Origin of the sequence: Pseudomonas putida (genome assembly GCF_028682175.1) — a bacterium.
Taxonomy (GTDB): Bacteria; Pseudomonadota; Gammaproteobacteria; order Pseudomonadales; family Pseudomonadaceae; genus Aquipseudomonas; species Aquipseudomonas putida_AD.
This window is the reverse complement of record NZ_JANHKS010000010.1, coordinates 76,181-102,521: the sequence shown is the minus strand read 5'-3', so window position 1 is coordinate 102,521 and position 26,341 is coordinate 76,181. Positions and strand designations below refer to the sequence as shown.

Here is a 26,341-nt window from a genome sequence, read left to right as displayed (position 1 = left end):
ACTCATTGAGTACTCCTGATTCGGGAGGAAGCCTGTGCCGCCGGTTCAGCGAGCTGCCCAAGGGCATGGGTCAGGCTGGCGTTGGACAGTTCGCCCAGGTGGCTGGCCGAAAGGCGGCCATCGGGGCGGTAGAAAAGGGTGGTAGGGAGCGCGGCCGAACCGACGCGTCGGGCCAGTTCACCAGAACCATCGAACAGCAGATTGTCTAGTTGCAGACCCTGGCTCGTCAGAAAAGTCCCGACCTCCCGTGGAGTCTCGGCCTGATTGACGAACAGGAAGACCACATCGGGGTTCGCCTGCTGGGCCGCCTGCAACACCGGCATCTCGCGCCGACACGGCGGGCACCAGGTGGCCCACAGGTTGATGACCAGTTTCTTGCCTTGGAAATCGCTCAACTGCACAGGCATACCTGCGGCGTTGCGCAAGGTCAGGTCCGGCAGGCGCGCATCCTGTTGCGATGCGCTGACCGCAAGGCTGGCCAGCCACCAGAACACCAGGCCACTGACCACGCCTATCCCCATCGGGGTGCGCAAGGCGGGCCGGCTGAAGCCGTGCACCAGGGCGCCGATCACCACGGCGACCACCCCCGGCCAGACCAGAAACCCGCCATCGCGGATGTCGATGATGCTCGCCGGATGGCTCTGGTACTGCGTCCAGTACACCAGCACGAAACCCACGCGCGCCAGCAACAGCCCCAGCAGAAACAGGCCGAACAGTGCGCGTTCCGGGTTGACCCCTTGGCGACGGCCGCTGAGCCAGCCGACTAAGGTCGCCAGCACCAGAGCCGCCAACAGCAGCAAGTGGTTGAGCGCCAGGGAGAAGGGCCCCAGGGAAAAACTCAGCATCAACCCTGCTCCCGGGTCGCTTGCCACTGCTGCAGGAAGCCCTTGTCATCGACCTCGCCGGTGATGCGATGGGACCGGCGCTCGCTGCCGTCCGGGCCTAGCCACAACAGGGTTGGCGGGCCGGGGACCTTGTAGCGTTCGAGCAATTGACGGCTGGCGTCGTTGTCGGCGGTCACGTCCAGGCGCAGCAGGCGCACACCGTTCAGCGCCTCGATGACCTGGCTCTGCCCGAACACGGTCTTTTCCATGATCTTGCAGGACACGCACCAGTCGGCGTAATAGTCCACCAGCACCCACTGGCCATTGGCGCTGGCTGCGGCGAGTTCGCGGTCCAGTGTGGCCGCATCCTTGATGGTGGTGAAGGCATCGTGGTTGCTTGCGCTTTCGCTGTTGATCCTGGAACCGCTGTAGACCTTCAGCGGTTGCCAGGGATCGTCCGCGCCCCCGGCGGCACCGACCAGCATCATCGTGCCCCACAAACCGAGAATCAGCCCGACTGGCGCACAGATCGGCGCCGCGCGTTTAAGGCGGCGGGTCTGAGCGATAGCGCTGAACGCGAGGATCAGCAGCAACGCGCCGAACAGCGCAAGCCACAGGGGTTCGGCCAGCAGCGGACGAATCATGAACAGTGCCGTGCCCAGCAACAGGAAGCCGAACACGCCCTTGACCAGGTCCATCCAGGCGCCCGGTTTTGGCAGAAAGCGGTTGCCCACGGTCACCACCAGCAACAGCGGCAGGCCAATGCCCAATCCCAGAACGAACAGCACCAGACCGCCCTGCAAGGCGTTCCCGCTCTGGGCGATATACAGCAGTGCACCGGCCAGCGGCGCGGTCATGCAGGGGCCGACCAGCAAACCGGACAACGCACCCAGGATGGCCGCACCTACCAGGCTGCCACCCTGACGCTGGCGTCCGGCATTCTCCAGGCGATCACGCACAAAGGCTGGCAGTTGCAGTTCGAAGAAGCCGAACATCGGCAGCGAGAGCAACACGAACAATCCGGCGAAACTGCCCAGCAGCCAGGGTTGCTGCAGCGTGGATTGCAGGTTGCCACCCAGCAGCGCCGCGACCACGCCCAGCCCCGCGTAGATCAACGCCATGCTCAGCACATAGACCCCGGCCAGGGCGAAACCGCGACGCGGGCGGGCGCCACTGCCCACCACCACGCCGGCGAGAATCGGCAGCATCGGCAGCGAGCAGGGGGTGAAGGCCAGCAACAGACCCAGACCGAAGAAAATCAGCAGGCTCAGGCCCAGCGAGCGTTCCTGCAGCGTGCTGGCCAGCGCCTGATCCTGTGCCTGGCCGTTGACCACGGTCGCACCGCCTTTGCCCAGGTCCACCACCTGGGTTTGCGGCGGATAGCAAAGGCCCGCGTCGGCACAGCCTTGCCAACCCACCTTCACCTGCCCGCTGGCAGAGGCCGGGATCGTCAGCTCAAGGCCCTGCCGATAGACCTGCTGCTGGCCGAAATACTCGTCGTTGTGGTCTTCGCCAGCCGGCAGAACCGGCAGCAGGCCCGCACTCAGGCCGTCGAACTTGAGGCGCTTCTGATAAAGGTAATAGCCGTCTGCGATTTGCCAGTACAGACGGGTTTCTCCGGACTCGAGACGCTCGGAGCTGAATATGAAGGCCTGCTCGACAGGCAGGAAATCGGGCTTCTTGAACAGATCGCCGCCGGGTAACGCCTGAGCCAGCAGCGGGAACAACAGAAGCACCAGTATCAACAACTTACGCATGCGTACACCTTGCCAATCATCTATGAGCCGAGGTTGGAGCCCTGTGATTAAGTGCCGATTAACCCATCAACCAACCTGTCGAAATACCCGCCCGGGGATCATGCATAATCCACTCTTAATCCCGCGTTGTTTCAATTGCCTTTTCTGCCGAGGCCGCCCATGCACGTACTGCTTTGTGAAGACGACGACCTGATTGCCAGCGGCATCGTCGCCGGCCTCGATGCCCAGGGCCTGACCGTGGACCGCGTCGCCAACGCTGCGGGCGCGCGGGCGATGCTGTCGGCGGCGCACTTCGATGTCATGGTGCTGGACCTGGGGCTGCCTGACGAAGACGGCCTCAGGTTGCTGCGCCATCTTCGCCAGCAGGGGGTGGAAATTCCAGTGTTGATCCTCACGGCCCGCGACACTGTTACCGACCGTGTCGACGGCCTGCAGGCGGGCGCCGATGACTACCTGCTCAAGCCCTTCGACCTGCGTGAACTGAGCGCCCGCCTGCATACGCTGGTGCGGCGAATGGCCGGGCGCAGCGTCAACGTGATCGAGCATGGCCCCTTGACCTATGACCCCAGCACCCGCGAAACCCGCCTCTCGGGCCAGGCGGTGGACCTGTCCCGGCGCGAACAGGCGCTGCTTCAGGCCCTGCTCAACAATCACGGGCGCGTGCTGTCCAGCGAACAGCTCAAGGATTGCGTCTACGGCTTTGGCGATGAAGTGGAGAGCAACGCATTGAACGTCCATATCCATCACCTGCGGCGCAAGCTCGGCAGCAGGATCATCGAAACCGTTCGTGGCCTGGGCTACCGCCTGGGGCCGGCCGGCGATGTCGCGGAGCAACAGGGATGATGAGCCTGCGCACGCGCCTGAGCCTGATCCTGGGTTCGGCGTTCATCCTGATCTGGGTGCTGGCAGCGGCGTGGATGCTGCGCGACCTGCGCACGCAGATGATGCAGTCCCTTGACCAGCGGCTGGAGGCTTCGGCGCGGATGGTGGCGGGGTTGCTGGAGCAGATGCAGATGCCCGACGACGGCCAGAGCAGCGCGATGCACACCGCTGATCTGCGCATCCCCAACGGCATGGCCTGTCAGTTGAGCAGCCTGCGCGGCCAGGTGCTGGCGCGCACCGAAAGCTCGCCCGCCGAACCCTTGAAAGCTGACGCCAGCGGCTTTGTCGACCAGATGATCAACGGCGAGCACTGGCGCGTGTACACCATGATGCACGGCAACGTGCGGGTGAGCACCGCGGACCGGCAGATCGAACGCGATGTGCTTGGCCAGTCGGTGCTGCTGGCGGCGTCGGTGCCGGTGCTGGTGGCGTTGTTCGGCAGCCTGATCCTGGTCTGGTTCGGCATTGGTCGCGGGCTGGCGCCGCTCAATCGCATGCGTGACGCCTTGAACCGGCACAGCGCCGATTCGGTCGAGCCACTGGACGTGCCGAACCTGCCCAGCGAGCTGCAACCGTTGCTCAAGAGCCAGAACCAGTTGTTCCTGCGCATCGCCCAGACCCTGGAGCGCGAGCGCCGCCTGACCGGGGATGCGGCCCACGAATTGCGCAGCCCGCTGACCGCCATCAAGACCCACCTGCAAGTGGCGCGCATGACCGAGGGCGGCAAGCGCGACAGGGCGCTGGCCCATGCCGAGGAGGGCGCTGACCGTATGCACCGCACCCTGGAGCAGTTGTTGCTGCTGGCACGGGTCGAGGGCAGCCTGTCGTTCGATGACGGCGTGCAGTGCGATGCCGAGAAGGTCGCACGGCTGGCGATTCACGATGCCAACCATGGCGATGACGAGCGCATCCAGTTGATCCTGCCGGGGCACCTGTCTACCGCCCCGGTGGAAATGCCGGCGGCGCTGGCGGTCGCTGCATTGCGCAACCTGCTGGACAACGCACTGCGCCACACCCAGCCCGGTGCGCGAGTGGAGTTGAGCCTTGAGACCTTTGACGGCCATGCGCATTTCCGGGTGCGCGACTACGGCCCGGGCATTCCGGAGCCGGATCTGGACAAGATGACCCAGCGCTTCTGGCGCAACGGCAAGAGCCCGGGCGCGGGGCTGGGGCTTGCGATCGTGCAGGCGATCGTCCAGCGCTGCGCCTGCTCGTTGCGGTTTGACAGCCGCAACGATGGATTGCGGGTCGAGTTGAGCGTGCCGTTGCGGCGAAACGAGTCGCAAGAACGCTGAGAACCTGTAGGAGTGAGCTTGCTCGCGATAGCGGTGTGTCAAACGACGTCGATGTACCTGACAGGCCGCCATCGCGAGCAAGCTCACTCCTACAGGGGGGGGGATTTTTCACCCCATCCAACCGTCGGAAACCTCTGAATCTGCGACCATCCCTCCGACAACCCTTTGATTCTGCTCTCTAATCCCGGACAATCGCGCCCCTTTCCCTGTACAGAACCGGTCAGGGGCGCTGACTGCCAAGTTTTTCGACGCGCTTTTGACCTTGTAGCTATCACCGGCAACGGAGAAATCGACCGGATGAATGATCAGGCCAACAGCGTCGAGCAACCTATCGACGCCGCGCCCGCGAGCGTGACTTCCAGCCTCACCAAATGGCAGCGCCACGACACCACCTGGATGCTCGGGTTGTTCGGCACCGCCATCGGCGCAGGCACCCTGTTCCTGCCGATCAACGCGGGCATCGGTGGCTTCTGGCCGCTGCTGATCCTGGCCCTGCTGGCCTTCCCGATGACGTTCTACGCACACCGCGGCCTGACGCGTTTCGTGCTCTCGGGCCGTGAAGGCGCGGACATCACCGAAGTCGTCGAGCAGCACTTCGGCAAGAAGGCCGGTGCGCTGATCACCCTGCTGTACTTCTTCGCGGTGTTCCCGATCCTGCTGATCTACAGCGTGGCACTGACCAACACCGTCAGCAGCTTCCTGGAACATCAACTGCACGTTCAGCCACCTTCGCGCGCGCTGCTGGCCTTCGTGCTGATCCTCGGCCTGCTGGCCGTGGTGCGCTGCGGGGAGCAGTTGATCGTCAAGGCCATGAGCCTGATGGTCTATCCGTTCATCGTCGCCTTGCTGTTCCTGGCGGTGTTCCTGATTCCGCACTGGACCGGCGGCATCCTCACCACCGCAAGCCAGGTGCCTGCGCCGTCGGCGCTGCTGCACACCCTGTGGCTGGCGATTCCGGTGATGGTGTTCTCGTTCAACCACTCGCCGATCATCTCCGCGTTCGCCGTGGATCAGCGTCGCCAGTACGGCCCGGCTGCCGAACAGCGCAGCTCGCAGATCCTGTCCCGCGCTCACGGCTTGATGGTGGTCATGGTGCTGTTCTTCGTGTTCAGCTGCGTACTGACCCTGTCTCCTGAGCAACTGGCCGAAGCCAAGGCGCAGAACCTGTCGATCCTGTCGTACCTGGCCAACCACTTCAGCAACCCGACCATCGCCTTTGCCGCGCCGTTGATTGCCTTCGTGGCCATTACCAAGTCTTTCCTGGGCCATTACATCGGCGCCAGCGAAGGCCTCAAGGGCCTGGTCATCAAGAGCGGCAGCCGTCCGTCGCCCAAGATTCTGGACCGCCTCACCGCTGGCTTCATGCTGGTGGTCTGCTGGCTGGTGGCGACGCTCAACCCAAGCATCCTGGGTATGATCGAAACCCTGGGTGGCCCGGTGATTGCGGCGCTGCTGTTCCTGATGCCGATGTACGCCGTGCGCAAGGTCCCGGCCATGCGTCAGTACGCAGGCAAGCTGTCCAATGTATTTGTGGTGGTGGTCGGCCTGGTGTCGATTTCGGCCCTGGTGTATTCGCTGCTGCCTTGATTCATTCTCGCAACACATGATCGCCGGGCTTGAGCCACCGCGTCAGCCGGTAAAAGCTGAAGCTGAAGCCCGGAAAGATCACCGTCACCTTGCCGCTGTTGCTCTGATACCAACTGCGGCACCCTCCCCAGAACCACACGGTGCGTTTCATCTCCCGATGAATCATTGCGGTGTATCGCTCTTCCGCTTCGGGGCGCACTTCGATGCTGCCTTGGGCTGAGTTTCTCACGCTGGCAATACTGGCCATGACGTAATGCATCTGCGCTTCGAGCATGAACAGTGCCGAGGTGTGGCCGGTGCTGGTGTTGGGCCCGGTGATCAGGAACAGATTGGGAAAGCCCGGTACGCAGGTGCCCAGGTAGGCCCGCGGGAAGGGCTGCCAGACCTCCGCCAGCCGCTGGCCGTCCCTACCCTCGATTGGATAGGGAATGGCGTTATCGGTGGTCTCGAAACCAGTGGCCCAGACGATCAGGTCCAGCGCCAGATGCTCGCCGTCCGTGGTGACGATACCGTTCTGGTCGAGCCGGGCGATGGACGCGCTGTGCAGCGTCACGTTGCTGCGCTGCAGCGCCGGGTAGAGTTCGCTGGAGAGCAGCACGCGCTTGCAGCCCAGGGTGAAGTCGGGTGTCAGCTTGCGCCGTAGCTCAGCGTTCGGCACTTGCCGCTTCAGATGCCTGCGGGCCATCCATTGCACCAGCGCAAGCCCGGCCTTCGAATACTTGAAGCCGATGAAGCGGGTCTCAAGCTTCAGGTAAATCAGCGCGCGCAGCAGGCGCAAGGCCAGGGGGCTGGTCAACAGTCGGCGTTGCAGCTGGCTGAAGGTGTGATCGGGGCGCGGCAGCACCCAGTGGGCGGTGCGCTGGAAGACGTGCAATTGGGAGACATCCGAGGCAATCGCCGGAATGATCTGCGCAGCGCTGGCGCCGCTTCCTACAATCGCCACCCTTTTGCCCCGGTGATCGAAGCCAAGGTCCCAGTGATTACTGTGGAAACTCGTGCCTTTGAATACATCCATACCCTCGAACGAGGGAATTTGTGGCTGGCTGAGGGGGCCGCTGGCATTGATGACGAACCGGCTGCTGAACGTGCCTTTGCTGGTCTGGACTGTCCAGTGCCGAGTGGCGTCATCCCAGGTGAGCCCTTGGACCTCGGCGCCGGTTTCGATCCTGTCCATCAGCCCGAAGCGTTCGACCACATGCCGGGTGTAGCGCTGCAGTTCTTCCTGGCCCGCGTACATCTGTGTCCAGGGAAAGGGCGCGAACGACAGCGAGTAGAGCGGCGAGGGAATGTCTACCGTGGCGCCGGGGTAGGTGTTCTGGCACCAGGTACCGCCGAAGAAGTCGCGCCGCTCCAGCAGGCGAAAGTCGTCGATGCCGGCCTTGAGCAGGTTGATCGCCGCGCACTGTCCGCCAAAGCCGCTGCCGATGATCAGCACCTCAAACGTCTTCATGGCTGGTCTCTTTCAATCCTCATGGAGGCACCCGTAGCAGTCCGGCTTGCCGGCGGCCGTCCCGTCGAAAATGCCGACGCCGGCAAGCCGGACTGCTACGGGGTTGATCGATGATTTATAGCTGGGGTTTGACCAGTCGTCTGGAAAGTGTCGCGAGGTCATGATCCGGACGTTGCCTATCGTCGATAGTGGCCACATGCTGTCACCACCTTTTTCCCCGGAACCGTGGTCGATCATGAGCAATGAATCCCTGCCGCCAGGCACCGACAGCGACGTCTACAAAACCTTGCTCGAATCGACCCGGGCGATTCCCTGGCGGATTGATTGGCAGAGCATGACGTTCAGCTACATCGGCCCGCAGATCGAAGAGTTGCTGGGCTGGGAGCAGGGCAGTTGGGTCGGGATCAACGACTGGGTCGAGCGCATGCATCCGGATGATCGCGATTACGTGGTCAACTTCTGCGTGTCGCAGTCCAAGGCCGGCGTCGATCACGAGGCCGATTACCGCGCCCTGACCAAGGATGGCGACTACGTATGGATTCGCGATGTGGTGCATGTGGTGCGCAAGAACGGCGAGGTCGAGGCGCTGGTGGGCTTCATGTTCGACATCAGCGAGCGCAAGAAGACCGAAGAGCACCTGGTGCGCCTGCAAAAGCAGCTCGAAGCGTTTTCCTATCAGGACGGCCTGACCGGCATCGCCAACCGGCGCATGTTCGATACCGTGCTCGAACGCGAGTGGGCCAGCGCCCAGGAAACCCATCAGCCGCTGTCGTTGATCATGATGGATATCGACTACTTCAAGCAGTACAACGACCACTACGGCCACATCAAGGGCGATGAAGCACTGCGCACCGTGGCCAAGACGCTGTCGCTGGCGGCGAACGAACCGGGTGATTTCATTGCCCGTATCGGCGGCGAAGAGTTCGTCTGGCTGCTGCCGCACACCTCTCGGGACAAGGCGCACCGGGTGGCCGAGAAATGCATGCAACTGGTTCGACAGCAGCAGATTCCCCACGAAAAGTCCGACGTGTCGCCGCTGCTCACCCTGAGCCTGGGCGTGGGGACTGTCACGCCGGCGGCGGGCGATAGCGCGGTGGCGTTCATCGAGAAGGTCGATGCGTTGCTTTATCGGGTCAAGCGCAACGGTCGCATGCGCGCCGAGTACGGCGAGTTCTGAGCGGGATAGTAGCGGTTTGTGACCGGCGGGTCGCAAATCGACGAATGGTTTCTGAAGCTGGTCTATAGTCTCCCGGCGCCCTTGCGCACATCTTTTTTGGACAGGGAGGCTCAAACATGACTGACAGATCCGTAGTATCGACGAGCGCAGAAATCCTGGACTCGTCCGTGTCCTTCAAACCTGTTGACTATCCCCGTATCGGGAGAGCCAGAGCGGAGTCAGGCAATTTCGAGCTGAGCGAACTCAAACCATGGTTCACGCTGGTGGACGACGAGGAAGAAGAGGAGGAATAGCCACCTTGAGACCGCCGAGAAAGACCAGGGGTGTCACGGTCGTGCGCCTCTGGTCCCCACCCGTTTGGCTAAACCTCTTCAGTCTGGTTCTTTAGCTCGCATTGCCGTCATGTTTGACACTGGCGTCGTTGCCCACGCATGATCCTGCTCGTTCATGAGCGATCCAGCGTGATACCGAGGCCATTATGTCTGCCAATCCCGAAGCCTTTCCCGGCGAGCGTCAGCGTCTGATTACCGAGCGTCTGGCCGTTCATGGCCGGGTGATTGCTGCAGAGCTGGCCGCTGAATTCAACGTCTCCGAGCATTCCATCCGCCGTGACCTGGGCACGCTGGCGTCGGCCGGGTTGTGCAAGCGGGTGTACGGTGGGGCCATTTCCCTGGCCAGCGACGGGCCTCTGACGGTACGCATCGAGCACGAACCTGGACGCAAACGCGCATTGGGTGTGGCGGCGGCGGGCCTGATCGGTGCCGGTCAGCACGTGTTCATCGATGGCGGCTCGACTAACCTCGCGATTGCCCGCGCCCTCGATCCGCAGATGGCCCTGACGATCACCACCAACTCCCCGTTGATCGCCGTGGAGTTGATGAAACTGCCGCAAGTGGAGGTGATCCTGCTGGGTGGGCGACTGAGCCCGGTGGCGGGCAGCACCTATGGTTTCACCACCATTTCGCAACTGACCCACTTCAATTTCGACCTGTGCTTTCTGGGCGCCTGCGCGCTGGATGCGGTCAAGGGCGTCACTGCGTTCGACATGGACGTGGCCGAGTTCAAGCGCGCCGTGGTGGCGCGCAGCGGGCAGGTGATGGTGGCGGTGATCAACGAGAAGCTTTCCAGCATCGCGCACTATCAGGTCGCGCCCTGCGACGAGGTCGGCACGCTGGTGGTCGAGCACGACGCGCCGTCTGACCGGCTGGAGCTGTTTCGCGGCCAGGTCGCGCAGATCGTCAAGGCTCAAGCCAGCGAGTGAGCCACCACGCTGCTGCCCTGCCAGATTTCCGTGCGGTTGCGCCCGTCATGCTTGGCCAGATAGAGCGCGGCGTCGGCCCGTTCGACGAACTCCTCCAGGCTGGTGCACTCGTGGGCCGCGCAGCCGTAGACCCCCAGGCTGATGCTGACGATGCCCACAGGATTGCCCTGATGTTCCAGGGCGCGGGTCAGCACTGACAGACGAATCTTCTCGGCCAGCAGGAACGCGCCCTGGGCATCGCTGTAGGGCAGGAACACGGCCATTTCTTCGCCGCCATAGCGCACCGCCAGGTCACCGGTGCGGTTGAGGTTGCTGCGCACGCACTCGGCCACCGCGACGATGCACTTGTCGCCGGCCACGTGGCCATAGTTGTCGTTGTAGCTTTTGAAGAAATCGATGTCGATCATGATCAGGCTCAGCGGGTGCAGATTGGCCTGGCCGTTGGCGAACTCCAGCCCGAGGATTTCCTGGAAATGGCGGCGGTTGGCCAGGCCCGTCAGGCTGTCCTGCAAGGCGAGTTTTTCCAGCGAGTGACTGGCGATGCGCAATTGCGATTCGGCATTGAGGCCGAAACGGATCTGCTGGAACAACAACACCCCGAACAGCAGGTTGGCCACTACCACGCAGACGATGATCGCCAGCGAACGCCAGGCGTACTGACGCCATTCCTCCAGCACTTCGTCCTCCGAGAGCCCCGCCAGCACCACCAGCGGGTAGCGGTCCAGGCGCTTGTAGCCGTACAGGCGCAGCTCGTGGTCCAGCACCGAGCGCACGGTCGCGGTGCCTTCGTAGTTTTCCTTCAGGTATTTGCGAAACAGCTCACCGTCGGCAATGGAGGCGCCTCGCACGTTGTCGATCGCCGGACGACGAGCCAGCACGATACCGTCCGCCATGGCCAGGGTAATCACGCCCCGCTGGCCGATGCTGAAACGGTCGAAAAAGCGGTCGAAATACGCAAGTTCGATAGTTGCCAGGACTACCCCTGCGAAGTTGCCGGCAGAGTCATTGACCCGTCGGGAAATGGGGATGATCCAGTCACCGGTGGTGCGGCTGCGCAAAGCCTGGCCGATGTGGGGCAGCGTGCTGTCGATAGTCTTGTGGAACTGGAAATATTCGCGATCTGCGTTGTTGGCGTTTTCCGGCATGCGGTTCATCGAGGTGGCCGCCCAGTTGCCGTCCTTGTCGTAGATGAACAGACCCTGAATCTGTTCGACGCTGCCGGCGGTGGCCCGAAGAAACTCATGCATGCGCGAACTGCTGGCGGCGCCGAAGCCGTCGTAGGACAGACGCTCGACGATACCCGCCACCGGAATGTCGGCCTGATCGAATGTGTCCTGCGCCTGCTGCGCCATGGAGCGCGACAGGTTGGCGGCGTTGGTATCGGCCAGTTCCAGCTCGTGGATGCGCGTCTGGCGCAATTGCCACAGCGTGATGCTGGTAATGGAAAAACACACCAGCACGGTGAAAAAACCGGCAAGCCAAAGCACCGGCATGCGCTTGAGGCGCCTGCTCCTAGCGTCCAGGTCCGTCCCTTCTACCTGTCTCAATCCCCGCCCTCGCTGACGAACATGACTTCAGACCCGCCCACGGGACGAACGCCTCGCGGTTCGTGGCCATGGGTATCGCAACAGCGATCATAGAATCACAGCGTAGGACAAGTACGGGATTTTGAAGGGAAAATTGTCGAATCTTGTCAGATGAAGGAGGCTCGCCGGGTTGTTCAGTGAAAATGCCTGCGTGGAGCAGGGCACAGGTGCGGCCAATGACACACCAATGTCGCTGCCGATGCGGGCCTTTCATCCCCATGACCGGTATCATTGGCCCATCTACCTGACCTCGGTGCGACATGAATTCTCCGGAACCTGGCAAGGCGCCTTCCCCTGATCGCGATCGTATTTCCGCATCCTTGCTGGGGCCGGGTTGCGAGCCTGATCCTCGCTTCACCCTGGCCAACGAGCGAACCTTCTTGGCCTGGATTCGCACGGCGCTGGCGTTCCTGGCGGGCGGCATTGCGGTAGAAGCCTTCACCGGCGATGTGTTCAGCCCGGGGCTGCGCCGTGCGGTGGCGTTGTCATTGCTGGTGCTGGCGATGCTGGTCAGCGCCAGCGCCTGCATCAGATGGCTGAAGGTCGAGCGGGCGATGCGCGTGCGCAAGCCGCTGCCATTGCCGGTGCTGGTGCCGATCCTCTCGCTGGGCGGTGCGCTGGTGGCGGCGGGGCTGATCGTCTTTCTGATCTACGGCGCGTCGTGAGCCGCCGCGCCCAGGCGCCTGTCACGCTGGGGCACGACGACCCCGGCCTGCAGCCGGAACGCACCTTGCTGGCCTGGCGGCGTACGCTGATGACGCTGCTGGTGGTGTGCACGATTTTCCTGCGCTGGATTCCACACTTCGGGCTGATTGCCTTGCTGCCCATCGTGTTCTCGCTGATGGCCGGGATCCTGATCCAGATCGGCCTCAACGCCCGCTATCGCAAGAGCGCCAAAGGCCTGAAGCAGGAGCGCATCCCCGCGCCCTTGCGCGAAGTGGTGGTGCTGGGCGCGACGGTGATCGTGCTCAGTGGGGTGGGAATCTATGCGGTGGTGTTCGGCTAAAGCCAGCATGTTCCCCAATCCTGTAGGAGTGAGCTTGCTCGCGATAGCGTCCTTTCAATCGACTGATGTGGGACTGAACCGACGCTATCGCGAGCAAGCTCACTCCTACAGGTCTCCTGCGTAGCCGGCGTTAATCGTTCACCTGCACCACCGCGATGGTTTGCCCCTCTGCCGCAGCCCCTGCGCGGCTCTCCTTGCGCTCGCTCAGCCAGTCGGCGACCTGCGCGCCGAATTCCGGCGGAGCCTTGCGGCCGGTGCGCCGCGCAAGGTCTAGGATGGTCTGCTGCGCTAGGGCATCTTCCATGCGCTTCTGCGCGGTCATCATGGCGGCGTTTATCCCGCACATCCCTTCAGTCGCCCACTCGGGCGCGCAGCCGTCGAAAACTGCGCAACGGCCACGAATGTCCCGGCAATCGAAAATCAGCTTGCGCCCGTCAATCGCCGTGACGATGTCCAGCAGGGTGATTTCGTCCGAGGGCCGTCCCAGCCGAAATCCGCCGCGCACCCCTTCAGTGGCAACCACCAGCCTGGCCTTGGCCAGTTTGGTGAACACCTTGGCCAGGTATTCCTGAGGCACACCTTGCAGCTCTGCCAGGTCGCGCACGCTGGCCTCGCGGCTGTCGCCGCGTTCATCGACCAGGTACAGCAGGCAGTGAATGCCGTATTCGACACCGGCACTGTAGAGAGACATGTCGATCTCCGACTGAATTGATCGTGCAAAAGCTAACAATTTGCGCAGTTCCTCGCAAGGAACGCTGAGTCATGGCGATCAGTGGCAGCAGCGGCAAACCTGTTCCTGCGCCAGGTCGACGGTCGGTGTTTCTTTATAATCTATTGATTAACAACGTATTTATAAAGATGCAGGACGTGAATCTGGAATTGCACCTGAAAAAAGTGCTTGCCGAAATAAACTCCGATCAATACAGTCGTAGTTGTCTTGAGGCGGTCGCCAACTCCGACCCGCACACACCTGAAACGTCCTTTTGTTATTTGGAGCACACGATGAAAAAGCAGATTCTGATTGTCGGCGCGGGTTTTGGCGGCATGTGGAGTGCCCTGAGTTCCACCCGTTTGCTGGACATGCATCAGCGCCACGACGTCGAAGTCACGGTGCTGGCGCCTGAAGCGGTGCTGGGCGTACGTCCGCGTTACTACGAGCAGCAAGTGCATCAGATGCAGTCGCCGCTGGGCCCGTTGTTCGATGCCGTGGGCGTGAACTTCATCAAGGGCATGGCCGACACCATCGACGTGGCCGGCAAAAAAGTGGGCTACACCGATGCCAACGGCGTCCAGACCTCGATCAACTACGACAAACTGGTTCTGGCCACCGGCAGCCGTGTCGTGCGCCCGGCTTCCGTGCCTGGGGTCGAACATGCATTCGACGTTGACCACATGAACGAGGCGACTCGCCTTGAGCAGCACATCAAGTCGTTGGCCCAGCAGCCTGAGTCGGCGATGCGCAACACAGTCGTGGTGGCGGGCGGCGGCTTCACCGGTATCGAAACAGCGACCGAAATGCCTGCGCGCCTGCGTGAAGCCCTGGGGGCGGATGCCAAAGTGCGCGTCATCATCGTTGACCGTGGCGAGAAGGTCGGCGCTGCACTGGGCGCGAACATCAGCCCGGCCATCGTCGAAGCCACCGAGGCGCTGGGCGTGGAATGGGTCGTCGATGCGTCTGTCGCCGCCGTGGATGCCAATGGCGTGACCCTGGCGGACGGGCGTCGCATCGATGCCAAGACCGTGGTGTGGACCGTTGGCGTGCGCGCCAGCTCCCTGACCGAGCAGATCCCCGGCGAGCGCGATGCCGCAGGCCGCCTGCACGTTGACCGCAACCTGAAAGTCATCGGCCAGGCCGACATCTTCGCCACCGGCGACACCGCCTACGCCGCCACCGACGATGAAGGCAACTTCGCCCTGATGACCTGCCAGCACGCCATCGCGCTGGGCCGCTCGGCCGGCAACAACGTCGCCGCCGACCTGCTGGGCGAAGCGCCGATTCCGTACAGCCAGGTGAAATACGTCACCTGCCTGGACCTCGGCGCCTGGGGCGCGGTGTACACCGAAGGCTGGGATCGCCAGGTCAAGCTCATCAAGGAAGAAGCCAAGCAACTCAAGCAGCAGATCAACTCGGTGTGGATCTACCCGCCAGTGGCCGAACGCGAGGCCGCGCTGGCTGCGGCGGATCCGTTGATTCCTGTGGTCGCATGACAACCCTGATCGCGAGCAAGCTCACTCCTACAGAGGCATGCACCGTCCTGTAGGAGTGAGCTTGCTCGCGATGGGGCATTATCAGGTGCTACTCGCTCAACGATTCATATCCAGAATCATGCAGGTGGTGGTACCGGTCGCGAACAACCGTCCCTCGGCATCGTAGATCTTGCCTTCGGCCAGCGCGGTGGAGCGTCCAAGGTGCACCACAGTGCCCTCGGCGCGGATCGGGCCGCTCTTGTCGGTCAGGGCGCGGATGTAGCTGATGCGCAGATCCAGGGTGGTGTAGCCCTGGCCTTTCTTCAGGCGAGTGTGGACCGAACAGCCCATGCAGGAGTCGAGCAGGGTGGCGGCGTATCCCCCGTGCACGATGCCCAGCGGGTTGTAATGCTGCGGGCCGGGAGTGCCCTGAAAGATGAAGGAGCCGGGCGTCCACTGGATCGGCACGAAGTCCATCAGTTCGCCGATCGGCGGGTGAGGGTAGAGCCCGCTGCCGATACCGTTGAAGAACTCCTCCGGCGTCAACTGCGCCACCTCCATCAGGTTCATGCTGCCAGCCTTGCCCAGCCGGGCACGCATTTCCTTTTCCTGTGCTTGCCAGAGGGCCAGGGTTTCTTCGCGAGAGGTGCTTTGCATGGGCGTACGCTCCGGGACGCATCCGGCGGAATGTCGGATGAGAAAAATTATGGTCATAATCCCGCTGCTTGATGACGACCGCAATATCAAAAATGTCCAACAGTGGCAAAAGCGCCCGGCACGTTTTTGTCTGGTGCGACACATCAAGTGTCGATTTGCACGTCCGTGGTTCGACTACTGTGCGAAACCCTGGACTATGGTGTTCGGGGAACCCTCTACAGAAGGACGCCGACCATGCGATTCATGATGCTGATGATCCCCAAGGGATACGAAACCGCAGCCCCTGGCACCCTGCCCGAGGCTGACGCCGTGGAGCGGATGATGAAATACAACGAATCCTTGCAGCAGGCCGGGGTGCTGCTGACCCTCGACGGCCTGCATCCGCCGACCATGGGCGCCCGCGTCACGTTCGACAAGGGCCAGGCACAGGTGATCCAGGCGCCGTTTCCAGGTGTCAGCGAAGTGCTGGGTGGCTACTGGATGCTTGAATTGCCGTCCCTTGAAGCCGCCATCGACTGGGCGAAACGCTGCCCGGCGGGGGACAATGAAACCGTCGAAGTGCGTCAGGTGATGAGCTTCGATGATTTTACGCCGGACATTCAGCAAGCAGCGGCGGGGTTCAACGAGATGCACCAGGACAAGCCCTGAACTGTCCCGTAGCAGCACGGCTTGCCGGCGGGAGCGGTGCATCAGAGAAAAATGCGCCGCCTGACACAACGCTCCCGCCGGCAAGCCGTGCTGCTACGAGGGCGGGGCCTCACACATGCCCATCCTTCTTCACAAAATGCTTGTGCATGTCTGCTGTCAGCGCCTCGACGCGTTCGGTCAGCACCTTGGTCATTTCCGTCAGGCGGGTGTTCTGCTCCAGCAGTTCGAGCATCTGCGCGGTGTTTTGCGCGGCGCGGGCCATGCGCTCTTCGTTGGCGACAGCCAGTGCTTCGCGGTGCTGGGCGTCGGCGTCGGAGCTGGCCTTGTCGCGGGCGGCCTGGCGGGTCTGGGCCAGCAGGATCAGCGGCGCGGCGTAGGCCGATTGCAGGCTGAATGCCAGGTTGAGCAGGATGAAGGGGTAGACGTCGAAGGTCACCAACCCCGTCATGTTCGCCCCCACCCAGAGCAGCACGATCAGCGTCTGCGCCCCCAAAAAGGTAGGCGTGCCGAAGAACCGCGCAAAGGCTTCGGCTTTCAGCGCAAAGGCGTCAGTGCCGAAGGTCGGCCCCAGGTGCGCGTGGCCCTTGTGGAAACGCAGGTGATGATCGGTCGGGGACTGGCCCGGTTCGGCAGAGGATGGCGTGGCAGACATGGAGGCTTTCCTGAGGGCAGAAACATCCGCCCACTATAGGCCGCCTCCAGGGCTCTGTGCACTGAACGCCGGTGGAACGAGCCGCCGGGTGTCAGTCCAGCGGGTCCGGATACAGGGGCTTGGAGCGGTACATGATATTGGCGTAGTCGTAGACGTACTGCCGCCCCGCGTGGCTGGTCAGGCGCAGGTTGTCGATCAGTTGCCGCTCTTTCTTGTTCAGGTATCTCACCCCTTGGAGGCCACTGGACTTGAGGCGATCTCGTTCATGGGCGTCAGGAAAGGTGATGACGTTCGTCATGAAAAATCTCCTTGATGGGGTCCATACCCGGCTCCCTGTGCCGGTGTCGCCGTTTATCGTGCGACGGCCCACCATACTCACAACAGGTCGGAGCCTTCAACCCCGCGAGCGATCGATGGCTCATGCGATCTGGATGATCTCGAAGGATTGCCGGCTGCCATTGACGGTGATTTCCAGCTCATCGCCGTCGAACTTGCCCAGCAGATTCTGCCCCAGCGGCGCCCTGGCGGTGATCACCGTCACCAGGGTCTGGTCCAGGCTGACCTTGAGGCCAGCCGCATCGGGGCCCAGGAACAGCGTCTGTTGAACGCCGTTTTCCGATTCCAGGCTGATCAGGTCACCGGGCTGAATGCCGCGCTGGTCGTCGAAGGGCTTGAGCACCAAGCTGCGGTAGGCCGCCAGCGCCAGACGGATTTCCTCGACCCGACGCGCCTGCCCGGCGGCCAGGTACGACGCCTCCAGCCCGAGGGTGTCGTACTTGTTTTCGGCGATGTTTTCTTCATGAGTCGCGGTTTCGTAGGCCGTTTGTGCGGCGCGAATCGCGACCTCCAGGTCGATTTCCAGCTTTTCGACGATCCGTTGCAGGACCTGTTGCTTGTTCATAGGGCTTGCTTGTCTCTCGCGGTTCAGCCGCAGTACTGATAAATGGCGGCGCGGCTCTTTTCGCTCGGCGCGGTCTGGTTCTGCTGCATCCAGAACTGGCATTTGGGGCCATTGAAGCTGCGTTGGCGCTCGGCCTGTTCGGCCTCCTGCGCCTGGCGGGCTTCACTGTCGCGCAGGATCTGCCGGTACTGGTCGAACATCGGGTTGTCGCTTTCAGGTTTGGCTTTTGCCGCAGGCGGCGCAGTCAATTGCGTGGCTGCGTTGCTCACGGCCTGCGTCTGCTCGGCGGGCAGCAGCCGGTAGATCAGCCAGCCGGTCAGCGCGACGGCGAGAAACCCCAGCCAGATACCCGCAGCAATGGACAGCACCAGCTTCAGAGGACGCAGCGTGACGGACAATTCGCGATGGTTGACGTACATGGCAGACTCCCTACTTGCGCATATGAGGTCGACTCGGGCTGCAATTGTCGCATGATCGGGGGTGGTGATTGTGCGCCGGAATGAAGGACAATCCGCTTTTTTGAACAGTCTCGAGGAGCCGGGATGAAAGCCTCTTGGGATATTTTCTGCACGGTTGTGGATAACTTTGGCGACGTCGGCGTGACTTTTCGTCTGGCGCGCCAGTTGGTGGCAGAGCACGGCATGGACGTGCGTCTGTGGATCGACGATCTGTCGGCGTTCGCCCGTCTGTGCCCTGGCGCGGACGCTGAGGCCCGTCAACTGTGGCGCGAGGGCGTCAATGTGTGTTTCTGGCCCGCAGACTGGCAGCCAGTGGAGCCTGCCGATGTGGTGATCGAAGCCTTTGGCTGCCATCTCCCGCCTGCGCAGATCGAAGCGATGAAGGCCCGCAACCCCAAGCCGCTGTGGCTGAATCTGGACTACCTCAGCGCCGAGGAGTGGGTCACCGGTTGTCACGGCCTGCCGTCGCTGCAATCGAGCGGCATCCAGAAATTCTTTTTCTTTCCGGGGTTTCGTCCGACCACCGGCGGGCTTTTGCGCGAGGCCGGGCTGATCGAGCGCCGTCACGCATTCGAGCAGGATCCGGCGGCGCAACAGGTGTTTCTGGCGCAGTTGGGCGTTTATCCACAGCCCGGCGCGCAGCTTATTTCGCTGTTTGCCTATGAGCACGCAGGGCTGGGGTCATGGCTGGACAGCCTGGCTCAGGCCGGGCAGGCCACCCATCTGCTGGTGCCTGAAGGCCGCATCATCGGTGACGTGCAGCGCTGGCTGGGTGTCGAGGGGTTGAACGCTGGGGCGCTGCATGTGCGCGCCAACCTGACGATTCAGGTGCTGCCTTTCGTCCGCCAGGAGCAGTACGACCTCTTGCTGTGGTGCTGCGCATTCAACGTGGTGCGCGGCGAAGACTCGTTCGTGCGGGCGCAATGGGCGGGCCGGCCGTTCATCTGGCACATCTATGAGCAGGACGATGACGCCCACTGGGCCAAGCTCGATGCGTTTCTGGAACTGTATCTGGCGGGGTTGTCCGAGGCGGCGGGGCAAGCACTGACCCAGGTCTGGCGTGCGTGGAACGCCGGGCAGGACATGGCCGAAAGCTGGAACACCCTGCAACACCATCGCCAGGAGCTTGCAGGGCACGCCGAGCGCTGGTGTCTGGAACAGGCCTTGCAAGATGATCTGACGACTGCGCTGGTAACGTTTTACCGAAATTGGATATGATACGCGGCCTTGTATTAAGCCCTGTACGAAAAGTGGCTTTTCGTACAGGGCTTAGAAAGAACTTCAATCCAAATTCGGATACTCGTAATGAAAACTGGTAAAGAGCTTAAACCCGGCACCGTGATCCGTATCGACAACGATCCTTGGCTGGTTCAGAAAGCTGAATTCACCAAGTCGGGTCGTAACAGCGCGATCATGAAGACCAAGCTGAAGAACCTGCTGACCGGCTACAAGACTGAAACCGTCTACTTCGCCGACGACAAGCTGGACGACGTGATCCTGGATCGCAAAGAAGCCACCCTGTCTTTCATCAGCGGTGACTCCTACACGTTCATGGACACCACCGACTACACCATGTACGAGCTGAACGCCGAAGACATCGAAAGCGTTCTGCCATTCATCGAAGAAGGCATGACCGACGTCTGCGAAGCCGTTTTCTTCGAAGGCCGTCTGGTTTCCGTAGAGCTGCCGACCACCATCGTGCGTCGCGTTGACTACACCGAAGGTTCCGCTCGCGGCGACACTTCGGGCAAGGTCATGAAGCCTGCCAAGCTGGCTAACGGCACCGAGCTGCAAGTAGCCGACTTCATCGAAATCGACGACATGATCGAGATCGACACCCGTGAAGGCGGTTCGTACAAAGGCCGTGCGAAGTAAGCACTGCTTTTTGTAACGCCGGATACGAAAAAGCCCGACCATTGAGTCGGGCTTTTTTGTGGGCGGCGGTTACCAGTTCATGGAAATCATCCAATGCATGACATGGGGTTGAATGCACCGGCCTCATCGCGAGCAAGCTCACTCCTACAGGCGACGCGTGACCCTGTAGGAGTGAGCTTGCTCGCGATGAGGCCGGATAAAACACCAGGGATCTATCCGGCCTGCGTCGTTTTACTTCAAATGAACCTTCAATTCCTGCGAGGCCTGCAACATTGCCGAGCGCACTTCCGGCACCTGGCTGACCACGTTCAGCAGACCGTAGTCATGGATCATGCCGTTGTAGCGCACCGCCGTGACTGGAACGCCCGCCTGGTCGAGCTTGCGGGCATAGGCTTCGCCTTCGTCGCGCAGCACGTCGGCACCGGCTGTCTGCACCAGCGCAGGCGGCAGGCCCTTCAGCTGATCCAGGGTTGCGCGCAGAGGTGATGCGTAAATCTCGGCGCGTTGCTTTGGATCGGTGGTGTAGTTGTCCCAGAACCACTTCATCATGTTGCGAGTGAGGAAGTGGCCCTCGGCGAACTGCTCGTAGGATCCGGTATCGAAGTTGGCGTCGGTCACCGGCCACAGCAGCACCTGGTAACGAATGGCCGGGGTGCCCTTGTCTTTGGCCATCAGGCTGACGACCGCCGCCATGTTGCCGCCGACACTGTTACCCGCCACCGCCAGACGCTTGCCGTCGACGTTGATTTCCTTGCCATGTTCAGCCACCCATTTGGTCGCTGCGTAGGCCTGGTTGATCGCCGTCGGGTAGTGCGCTTCAGGCGAAGGGGTGTAGTTGACGAACACCGCCACCGCACCGGAACCCTCCACCAGATCACGCACCAGACGCTCGTGGGTCGGGTAGTCGCCCAGCACCCAGCCGCCGCCGTGGAAGTACATGAACACAGGCAAGGTGCCCTTGACGCCAGCCGGACGCACGATGGTCAGGCTGATGTTCTGGCCGTCGACCGAGATGGTCTTCTGGCTGACGTCGGCCTTGGGCAGGGTCAGCTTGACGCCTGCCTGGGCGCCGGTCAGTACGGCGCGGGCGTCTTTGGGCGAAAGCTGCTCAATCGGTTTGCCGGTGCCCGAGTTCAGGGCATCGAGGAACGCTTGAGTGTTGTGCTCAACGCCGGTATCGGTTGCCGCGAAGGCATTGCCGATGGACAGCGCGAGCAGCGAACCAGCCAGAATCTTGCCGAACGTGTTCATGTTCATCTCCTGAGCAGGCGGGTGAGTTAGACGGTCACGTGCAGACGGACGTCAACGTTGCCACGGGTGGCGTTGGAGTACGGGCAGACCTGGTGAGCCGCATCGACCAGCGCTTGAGCGTCGGCTTGATCCAGACCCGGCAGGTTGATGTTCAGGTCGATGTCCAGACCGAAACCGCCAGGAATCTGGCCGATGCCGACGTGGGCAGTGATCGAGGCATCAGCCGGGATGCTGCGCTTGCTTTGACCGGCAACGAATTTCAGTGCGCCGATGAAGCAGGCCGAGTAGCCGGCAGCGAACAGCTGCTCAGGGTTGGTCGCTTCGCCACCGGCGCCGCCCAGTTCTTTCGGGGTGGCCAGTTTCACGTCGAGAATCTTGTCGCTGGAAACAGCACGGCCATCACGGCCACCGGTTGCGGTTGCGACTGCGGTATAGAGAGCTTGCATGATATTTCCTCACTTGATGATGTTGGGCTGAAGCTGGTTGTGCTTCGCACTAAAGGTTTGTGCGCTAAGCAAGTGAGATGAAATGTACTGCGCAAATAGTTTGCGCGCAAGATTAATTTTCAAATTTTCTTCGCTTGCAGCTCATTTTTTGCTTATCTATCTGATTTATAAGCGTAAAAAAATCACGTAGGAGCGGCGCTTGCCCGCGACCGCGGTGTTCCAGTGGATACATCGACATCTGACTTACCGCGGTCGCGGGCAAGCGCGCTCCTGCAGCCAAAAAAAAGGCCAGCGCGATGGCTGGCCTTTCGGAAAGAGAAGCGGCTTACAGCTTGTCGTGCAGATTCCCACGCACGTTGACCAGATCTTCCTGCAGAGCCTTGAGCTGCTCCAGCGAAATGCCGCTGGCGGAAAGAATGCACGGCGGGATGCTGCGGGCCTTGTCGTACAGGGCCTTGCCCTGATCGGTCAGGTACAGTTGCACAACGCGTTCATCTTCCTTGCTGCGAGTGCGGCGGATCAGGCCTTCGCCTTCGAGGCGCTTGAGCAGGGGGGTCAGCGATCCGGGGTCGGTCAGCAGCCGTGCGCTGATTTCGCCCACCGTGATCCCTTCGCGCTCCCATAGCACCAGCATCGCCAGGTACTGTGGATAGGTCAGGTTCAACGCCTGGAGCAGCGGTTTATAGACCTTGGTCATCATCAGCGAGGTGGAATACAAGGCAAAACACAATTGGCTGTCCAGCAGCAATTCGTTACAGCTGCCAGCGCCGGCTGCGGTGTCGCCTGGGTCGGCGGTCATCGTGGGTGTCCTCGGGGTATCAGTCATGGGCGCTAATTTAGTGTGGTGATGTTTAATGCACCAGATAATTTAGGCAATCGGTCATGTGGCCTTTATCTATCGGCCTGCTCACTAGGCCCAGGCGTCAATTGGAACACGAACTGTGAATCAACTCATCACAGAACGTCGATGTTATTGGCCCGCTGCGGATTTCCTCGGCCGGCCCGACTGCGTAGCATGCGCGCAGAATTCATACAGAGGACCGGTCGTGATCGTTGATGTTGTGATGTACCTGTTGTTGGGCGCGGCCATGGGCACTTTGGGCGGGCTGTTTGGAATCGGCGGCGGGCTGGTGGCGATTCCGGCGCTGGGCGTGCTGTTTGGCCTGGATCAGCAACTGGCCCAAGGCACGGCGCTATTGATGGTACTGCCCAATGTGCTGTTGGCGCTGTGGCGTTACAACCAGCGTAACCGGATTTCCGTGCGCAACGCGATGATGCTGATCGTGCCGAGCTTCTTCGTGTCCTGGCTGACCTCGCTGTGGGCCGTGCGGGTCGACGCCCAGAGCATGCGCATCGGCTTCGTCGCGTTTCTGGTGGTGCTGACCCTGTTCAACCTGATCCAGATGTACTGGCGCAAGGGCAACGCCGATGCTCAACTGCGTCACAGCAAGTGGCTGTGGGTGCTGGGGGTTGGGTCCGGTGTGACGGCGGGCATGTTTGGCGTGGGCGGCGGGGTGATCGCGACGCCGATCCTGACCGGCGTTTTCGGCGCGACCCAGGTGGTCGCTCAGGGCCTGGCGCTGGCCTTGGCGGCCCCTGCGACGGTGATCACCCTGACCACTTACGCCTTTCACGGTCATGTGAACTGGCTGATGGGCATCCCGCTGGCCATTGGCGGCCTTGCGAGTATCAGTTGGGGTGTCGCGCTGGCCCACAGCCTGCCAGAGCGCCTGTTGCGCTCGATGTTCTGCGTGTTTCTGGTGATCTGCGCGATCATGCTCTGCTTCAGGATCTAAAGCTTGAAGCCTTCGGCGATGTGATCGGCCAGGCATTCGGTGATCGGCGAGGGATTGTTCGGGTTGCGCAGCAGCACGATGCTGGCCGAGGGCAGTTGCGGCAAGCCCTCGTCCTCGCCGAGTACCCGCAGATCCGAGGTGATCAGGCTCTGCAGTTGGGCCGTGACCGCAAGCCCCGCGCTGACCACCGCCATGATCGCCGAGAGGCTGGCGCTGGTGTAGGCCACACGATATTCACGGCCTGCCGCATCCAGTGCGTTGCTCGCCCACAGCCTGCAGAAACAGTCGCTGTTGAACATCGCCAGCGGAATCGGCGTTTGTTCGTGTGGGCAGAATCCTGCGGCCTCAGCCCAGACGAAACGCTCCTGACGCAGGATCTGCCCGATTTCCTTCCCGGGCTCGCGAGTGACGATGCTCAGGTCCAGGTCCTGGCGTTGCAGCAACTGCGCCGATGACTCGCAGTGCACCTCCACTTGAATCAGCGGATAGGCTTGTGCGAAGCGCGAGAGAATGCCGGGCAGGAAGCGCATCACGTAATCGTCCGGCGTGCCGATTTTCACCGTGCCGACCATGTGCGGCTCGCGCAGGGTGTTGAACACTTCACTGTGCAATTTGAGGATGCGCCGGGCATACCCCAGCAGGACCTGGCCTTCAGCGGTGAGGTTCAGCACGCGGCCGTCTTTCTGGAACAGCGGGCGCTGCACGACGTCGTCTTCCAGCCGCTTCATCTGCATGCTCACCGCCGACTGCGTGCGGTTCACCACTTCGCCGGCCTTGGTGAAACCGCCCTGATCGGCAATGGCGACAAAGGTGCGCAGCAGCTCGCTGTCGATACTTGGGTAGGTGGCCATTGCATCAATCTCCCAGATGGGGTGCATCAGAAACATTCGTTGGTTTGATCTTATTCCCGGGCAGACAATCTAGCCATCCCCACGTGGAGGGCAAGACGATGAAAGGTCAAAAAGGTTATGTACTGGTACTTAAAACCCTGTCGGGTGAGTCCACCCTTGAGCGCTGGATGAAATCGGGCGTGGCCCAGGTAGCCCGCTGGCGCAAGCTGCATCACGAGCGCGCCATACTGGCGAGCCTGAGCGATGACGCCCTCAAGGACATCGGCCTGAGCCGTGCCGATGTGCTGGAGGAAACCGACCGCCCGTTCTGGGATGACCCGCTCAAGCATTAATGCGATGTCGCGCGCCCGTAGCAGCACGGCTTACCGGCGGGGCGGTTTCAGGATCGCCCCCGCCGGCAAGCCGTGCTGCTACGGGGCCGGGTTGTGCCCCACCCGATCGCACCACCCCCAAGCCCACACATGGCAGGTCGGCCCTGGATCAGGTAGCTTTGCGGATCGATCAGGAGGTTCTGAATGTCCGCAGATCTGTCGACTCAACAACTGTCCGTCAAGCAAGCACGCCGGGTAGCGCTGGTGGCCCAGGGTTTCAATGGCCGCCAGCCGCCTGCGACGGTCACTTCGCGTCACGTCACGCAACTGATCGAACGCCTGGGTGTGGTGCAGATCGATTCGGTCAACGCCCTGGTGCGCTCGCATTACCTGCCGCTCTATTCGCGCCTTGGCAATTACCCGCAGAAGCTGCTGGATCAGGCCGCATGGAGCCAGGGCCGACAACGCAAACTCTTCGAATACTGGGGCCATGAGGCCTCGTTGTTGCCCATCGAGCTGTACCCGCTGATGCGCTGGCGCATGCAGCGTGCATCCCAGGGCGAAGGCATTTATCAACAGCTGGCCAAATTCGGCCGTGAACAAGCCTCGACCCTCACCCGTGTCCTGCAGGCCGTGCGCGACCAGGGCGCATTGGGGGCGGGCAGTATCAGCACCCGCGAAGACCGTGCCGGGCAATGGTGGGACTGGAGCGCCGAGAAGCTCGCGCTGGAATGGCTGTTCGCTGCGGGCGAGGTGACGGTCGCCGGGCGACGCGGGTTCGAACGACTCTACGATCTTCCGGAACGTGTGCTGCCGTCGCCGATCATCAATCACCCCGAACTGACCGAAGCCGATGCCCAGCGCGGCTTGCTGCTGCACGCGGTCAAGGCCTTGGGCATCGGCACCGAGAAAGACATCCGCGATTATTTCCGTCAGGATCCGGCGCCCGCCAAGATTGGGCTTGCAGAACTGGTAGAAGAGGGCGCCATCGAGGTGGTTCGGGTCAAGGACTGGAAACAGCCGGCCTATGTGCTGCCGAACACCAACGTGCCGCGAAAAGTCACTGCCAGCGCACTGCTTTCGCCTTTTGATTCACTGGTGTGGGAGCGGGCGCGCACCGAGCGTCTGTTCGATTTTCACTACCGGCTGGAGATCTACACCCCGGCGCACAAGCGGGTGTACGGCTACTACGTGCTGCCATTCCTGCACAACGAACGCATCGCCGCGCGCATCGATCTGCGTGCCGAGCGCGCAGCCGGGCGCCTGGCGGTGCATGCCGTGCATGAGGAGCAGCCGGGGCTGGACGAGGAGGGGATGCACGCGCTGGCGGCCAACCTGCGGCAACTGGCGAACTGGCTGGGGTTGCCAGAGGTGCTGATCAACTGCCAGCGCGCCAGTGCCGCGCGCCTGCGGGTGGCGTTTGTGGCGAAGGGGTTGGACCTTTTGTAACGGACGTGCATCGATCTTAATCAATGCACGTCCC

General features: G+C 62.0%; 30 protein-coding genes. 15 read left to right on the top strand and 15 right to left on the bottom strand.

Going from position 1 to position 26,341, the window contains the following annotated elements; translation table 11 throughout:
- Nucleotides 1–2 precede the first annotated feature (2 nt).
- Together NPS29_RS09870 and dsbD are read right to left on the bottom strand one after the other, a co-directional pair.
- The gene (locus NPS29_RS09870) at nt 3–845 is read right to left on the bottom strand and encodes a TlpA disulfide reductase family protein (protein WP_274132283.1); all 843 of its coding nucleotides are present in this window, start codon (nt 843–845) and stop codon (nt 3–5) included.
- Nucleotides 845–2,581, bottom strand: a complete 1,737-nt coding sequence (dsbD, locus tag NPS29_RS09865; RefSeq protein ID WP_274132282.1) for a protein-disulfide reductase DsbD — start codon at nt 2,579–2,581, stop codon at nt 845–847. The genes NPS29_RS09870 and dsbD overlap by 1 nt, the downstream gene beginning before the upstream one ends.
- A gap of 159 nt (nt 2,582–2,740) precedes the next feature.
- Between dsbD and NPS29_RS09860 the strand changes: the two genes are divergently transcribed.
- The 3 genes from NPS29_RS09860 (at nt 2,741) to NPS29_RS09850 (ending at nt 6,345) form a co-directional block, all read left to right on the top strand.
- The gene (locus tag NPS29_RS09860; RefSeq protein ID WP_274132280.1) at nt 2,741–3,424 is read left to right on the top strand and encodes a response regulator; all 684 of its coding nucleotides are present in this window, start codon (nt 2,741–2,743) and stop codon (nt 3,422–3,424) included.
- On the top strand, nt 3,421–4,758 hold the full coding sequence (locus NPS29_RS09855) for an ATP-binding protein (RefSeq protein WP_274132279.1): 1,338 nt from the start codon (nt 3,421–3,423) through the stop codon (nt 4,756–4,758). The genes NPS29_RS09860 and NPS29_RS09855 overlap by 4 nt, the downstream gene beginning before the upstream one ends.
- Before the next feature lie 297 nt (nt 4,759–5,055).
- Entirely contained in the window at nt 5,056–6,345 is a 1,290-nt protein-coding gene (locus NPS29_RS09850) for a serine/threonine transporter (protein WP_274132278.1), read from the top strand.
- A 1-nt stretch (nt 6,346) separates the two neighbouring features.
- On the opposite strand, the gene NPS29_RS09845 is transcribed toward NPS29_RS09850, so the two are convergent.
- Nucleotides 6,347–7,795 (bottom strand): flavin-containing monooxygenase, encoded by a 1,449-nt coding sequence (locus NPS29_RS09845; RefSeq protein WP_274132277.1) that lies wholly within the window; start codon nt 7,793–7,795, stop codon nt 6,347–6,349.
- Between the two features lie 12 nt (nt 7,796–7,807).
- On the bottom strand, nt 7,808–8,032 hold the full coding sequence (locus tag NPS29_RS09840) for a hypothetical protein (RefSeq protein ID WP_274132276.1): 225 nt from the start codon (nt 8,030–8,032) through the stop codon (nt 7,808–7,810).
- Between NPS29_RS09840 and NPS29_RS09835 the strand changes: the two genes are divergently transcribed.
- From NPS29_RS09835 to NPS29_RS09825, 3 genes are all read left to right on the top strand, one after another.
- Nucleotides 8,031–8,972 (top strand): sensor domain-containing diguanylate cyclase, encoded by a 942-nt coding sequence (locus NPS29_RS09835; RefSeq protein WP_274132275.1) that lies wholly within the window; start codon nt 8,031–8,033, stop codon nt 8,970–8,972. The two genes, NPS29_RS09840 and NPS29_RS09835, sit on opposite strands and share 2 nt — an antisense overlap.
- A 116-nt stretch (nt 8,973–9,088) precedes the next feature.
- A complete protein-coding gene (locus NPS29_RS09830; RefSeq protein WP_274132274.1) occupies nt 9,089–9,265 on the top strand; it encodes a hypothetical protein in 177 nt (58 codons plus the stop codon).
- A gap of 185 nt (nt 9,266–9,450) precedes the next feature.
- A complete protein-coding gene (locus tag NPS29_RS09825) occupies nt 9,451–10,233 on the top strand; it encodes a DeoR/GlpR family DNA-binding transcription regulator (protein ID WP_274132273.1) in 783 nt (260 codons plus the stop codon).
- Here the strand turns inward: NPS29_RS09825 and NPS29_RS09820 are convergent.
- Nucleotides 10,218–11,726 carry a sensor domain-containing diguanylate cyclase gene (locus NPS29_RS09820; protein WP_274132272.1) on the bottom strand — a complete coding sequence of 503 codons (1,509 nt, stop codon included), beginning with the start codon at nt 11,724–11,726 and terminating at the stop codon, nt 10,218–10,220. The genes NPS29_RS09825 and NPS29_RS09820 overlap by 16 nt on opposite strands.
- Before the next feature lie 353 nt (nt 11,727–12,079).
- Here NPS29_RS09820 and NPS29_RS09815 point away from each other — a divergent pair, with 353 nt between their 5' ends.
- Together NPS29_RS09815 and NPS29_RS09810 are read left to right on the top strand one after the other, a co-directional pair.
- Nucleotides 12,080–12,484 carry a YidH family protein gene (locus tag NPS29_RS09815; RefSeq protein ID WP_274132271.1) on the top strand — a complete coding sequence of 135 codons (405 nt, stop codon included), beginning with the start codon at nt 12,080–12,082 and terminating at the stop codon, nt 12,482–12,484.
- Nucleotides 12,481–12,825, top strand: coding sequence for a DUF202 domain-containing protein (locus NPS29_RS09810; RefSeq protein WP_274132270.1), 345 nt, complete (start codon nt 12,481–12,483; stop codon nt 12,823–12,825). The genes NPS29_RS09815 and NPS29_RS09810 overlap by 4 nt, the downstream gene beginning before the upstream one ends.
- Before the next feature lie 130 nt (nt 12,826–12,955).
- Here NPS29_RS09810 and NPS29_RS09805 read toward each other — a convergent pair whose 3' ends face one another.
- Entirely contained in the window at nt 12,956–13,516 is a 561-nt protein-coding gene (locus tag NPS29_RS09805) for an RrF2 family transcriptional regulator (RefSeq protein ID WP_274132268.1), read from the bottom strand.
- A 311-nt stretch (nt 13,517–13,827) separates the two neighbouring features.
- Between NPS29_RS09805 and NPS29_RS09800 the strand changes: the two genes are divergently transcribed.
- On the top strand, nt 13,828–15,033 hold the full coding sequence (locus NPS29_RS09800; protein WP_274132267.1) for an NAD(P)/FAD-dependent oxidoreductase: 1,206 nt from the start codon (nt 13,828–13,830) through the stop codon (nt 15,031–15,033).
- A 96-nt stretch (nt 15,034–15,129) separates the two neighbouring features.
- On the opposite strand, the gene NPS29_RS09795 is transcribed toward NPS29_RS09800, so the two are convergent.
- Nucleotides 15,130–15,669 carry a PaaI family thioesterase gene (locus NPS29_RS09795; RefSeq protein WP_274132266.1) on the bottom strand — a complete coding sequence of 180 codons (540 nt, stop codon included), beginning with the start codon at nt 15,667–15,669 and terminating at the stop codon, nt 15,130–15,132.
- Nucleotides 15,670–15,903: 234 nt separating this feature from the next.
- Between NPS29_RS09795 and NPS29_RS09790 the strand changes: the two genes are divergently transcribed.
- Nucleotides 15,904–16,317 carry a YciI family protein gene (locus tag NPS29_RS09790; protein WP_274132264.1) on the top strand — a complete coding sequence of 138 codons (414 nt, stop codon included), beginning with the start codon at nt 15,904–15,906 and terminating at the stop codon, nt 16,315–16,317.
- 109 nt (nt 16,318–16,426) lie between these two features.
- Here the strand turns inward: NPS29_RS09790 and NPS29_RS09785 are convergent, their stop codons facing one another.
- From NPS29_RS09785 to NPS29_RS09770, 4 genes are all read right to left on the bottom strand, one after another.
- Nucleotides 16,427–16,969 carry a DUF1003 domain-containing protein gene (locus tag NPS29_RS09785; RefSeq protein ID WP_274132263.1) on the bottom strand — a complete coding sequence of 181 codons (543 nt, stop codon included), beginning with the start codon at nt 16,967–16,969 and terminating at the stop codon, nt 16,427–16,429.
- 91 nt (nt 16,970–17,060) lie between these two features.
- Nucleotides 17,061–17,267: a hypothetical protein gene (locus NPS29_RS09780; protein WP_274132262.1), complete on the bottom strand. Its 207-nt coding sequence runs from the start codon at nt 17,265–17,267 to the stop codon at nt 17,061–17,063.
- A gap of 120 nt (nt 17,268–17,387) precedes the next feature.
- On the bottom strand, nt 17,388–17,870 hold the full coding sequence (locus NPS29_RS09775) for a GreA/GreB family elongation factor (protein WP_274132260.1): 483 nt from the start codon (nt 17,868–17,870) through the stop codon (nt 17,388–17,390).
- A 23-nt stretch (nt 17,871–17,893) separates the two neighbouring features.
- Nucleotides 17,894–18,289 (bottom strand): hypothetical protein, encoded by a 396-nt coding sequence (locus NPS29_RS09770; protein ID WP_274132258.1) that lies wholly within the window; start codon nt 18,287–18,289, stop codon nt 17,894–17,896.
- Between the two features lie 123 nt (nt 18,290–18,412).
- On the opposite strand from NPS29_RS09770, the gene earP reads away from it, so the two are divergent.
- Nucleotides 18,413–19,546 (top strand): elongation factor P maturation arginine rhamnosyltransferase EarP, encoded by a 1,134-nt coding sequence (gene earP / locus NPS29_RS09765; RefSeq protein WP_274132256.1) that lies wholly within the window; start codon nt 18,413–18,415, stop codon nt 19,544–19,546.
- Nucleotides 19,547–19,633: 87 nt separating this feature from the next.
- Nucleotides 19,634–20,203, top strand: a complete 570-nt coding sequence (locus NPS29_RS09760; RefSeq protein ID WP_274132254.1) for an elongation factor P — start codon at nt 19,634–19,636, stop codon at nt 20,201–20,203.
- Nucleotides 20,204–20,434: 231 nt separating this feature from the next.
- On the opposite strand, the gene NPS29_RS09755 is transcribed toward NPS29_RS09760, so the two are convergent.
- From NPS29_RS09755 to NPS29_RS09745, 3 genes are all read right to left on the bottom strand, one after another.
- Complete coding sequence (locus NPS29_RS09755; RefSeq protein ID WP_274132253.1) at nt 20,435–21,454, bottom strand: alpha/beta hydrolase; 1,020 nt, start codon at nt 21,452–21,454, stop codon at nt 20,435–20,437.
- Nucleotides 21,455–21,480: 26 nt separating this feature from the next.
- Entirely contained in the window at nt 21,481–21,900 is a 420-nt protein-coding gene (locus NPS29_RS09750; RefSeq protein WP_274132252.1) for an organic hydroperoxide resistance protein, read from the bottom strand.
- A gap of 325 nt (nt 21,901–22,225) precedes the next feature.
- The gene (locus NPS29_RS09745; protein ID WP_274132251.1) at nt 22,226–22,699 is read right to left on the bottom strand and encodes a MarR family winged helix-turn-helix transcriptional regulator; all 474 of its coding nucleotides are present in this window, start codon (nt 22,697–22,699) and stop codon (nt 22,226–22,228) included.
- 265 nt (nt 22,700–22,964) lie between these two features.
- Between NPS29_RS09745 and NPS29_RS09740 the strand changes: the two genes are divergently transcribed.
- Entirely contained in the window at nt 22,965–23,696 is a 732-nt protein-coding gene (locus NPS29_RS09740) for a sulfite exporter TauE/SafE family protein (RefSeq protein WP_425312480.1), read from the top strand.
- Here NPS29_RS09740 and NPS29_RS09735 read toward each other — a convergent pair.
- Nucleotides 23,693–24,547, bottom strand: a complete 855-nt coding sequence (locus NPS29_RS09735) for a LysR substrate-binding domain-containing protein (protein ID WP_274132249.1) — start codon at nt 24,545–24,547, stop codon at nt 23,693–23,695. The two genes, NPS29_RS09740 and NPS29_RS09735, sit on opposite strands and share 4 nt — an antisense overlap.
- Nucleotides 24,548–24,714: 167 nt before the next feature.
- Between NPS29_RS09735 and NPS29_RS09730 the strand changes: the two genes are divergently transcribed.
- On the top strand, nt 24,715–24,879 hold the full coding sequence (locus NPS29_RS09730; RefSeq protein ID WP_400605157.1) for a DUF1127 domain-containing protein: 165 nt from the start codon (nt 24,715–24,717) through the stop codon (nt 24,877–24,879).
- A 183-nt stretch (nt 24,880–25,062) separates the two neighbouring features.
- On the top strand, nt 25,063–26,307 hold the full coding sequence (locus NPS29_RS09725) for a winged helix-turn-helix domain-containing protein (protein ID WP_274132245.1): 1,245 nt from the start codon (nt 25,063–25,065) through the stop codon (nt 26,305–26,307).
- The last annotated feature ends 34 nt before the right edge of the window (nt 26,308–26,341 follow it).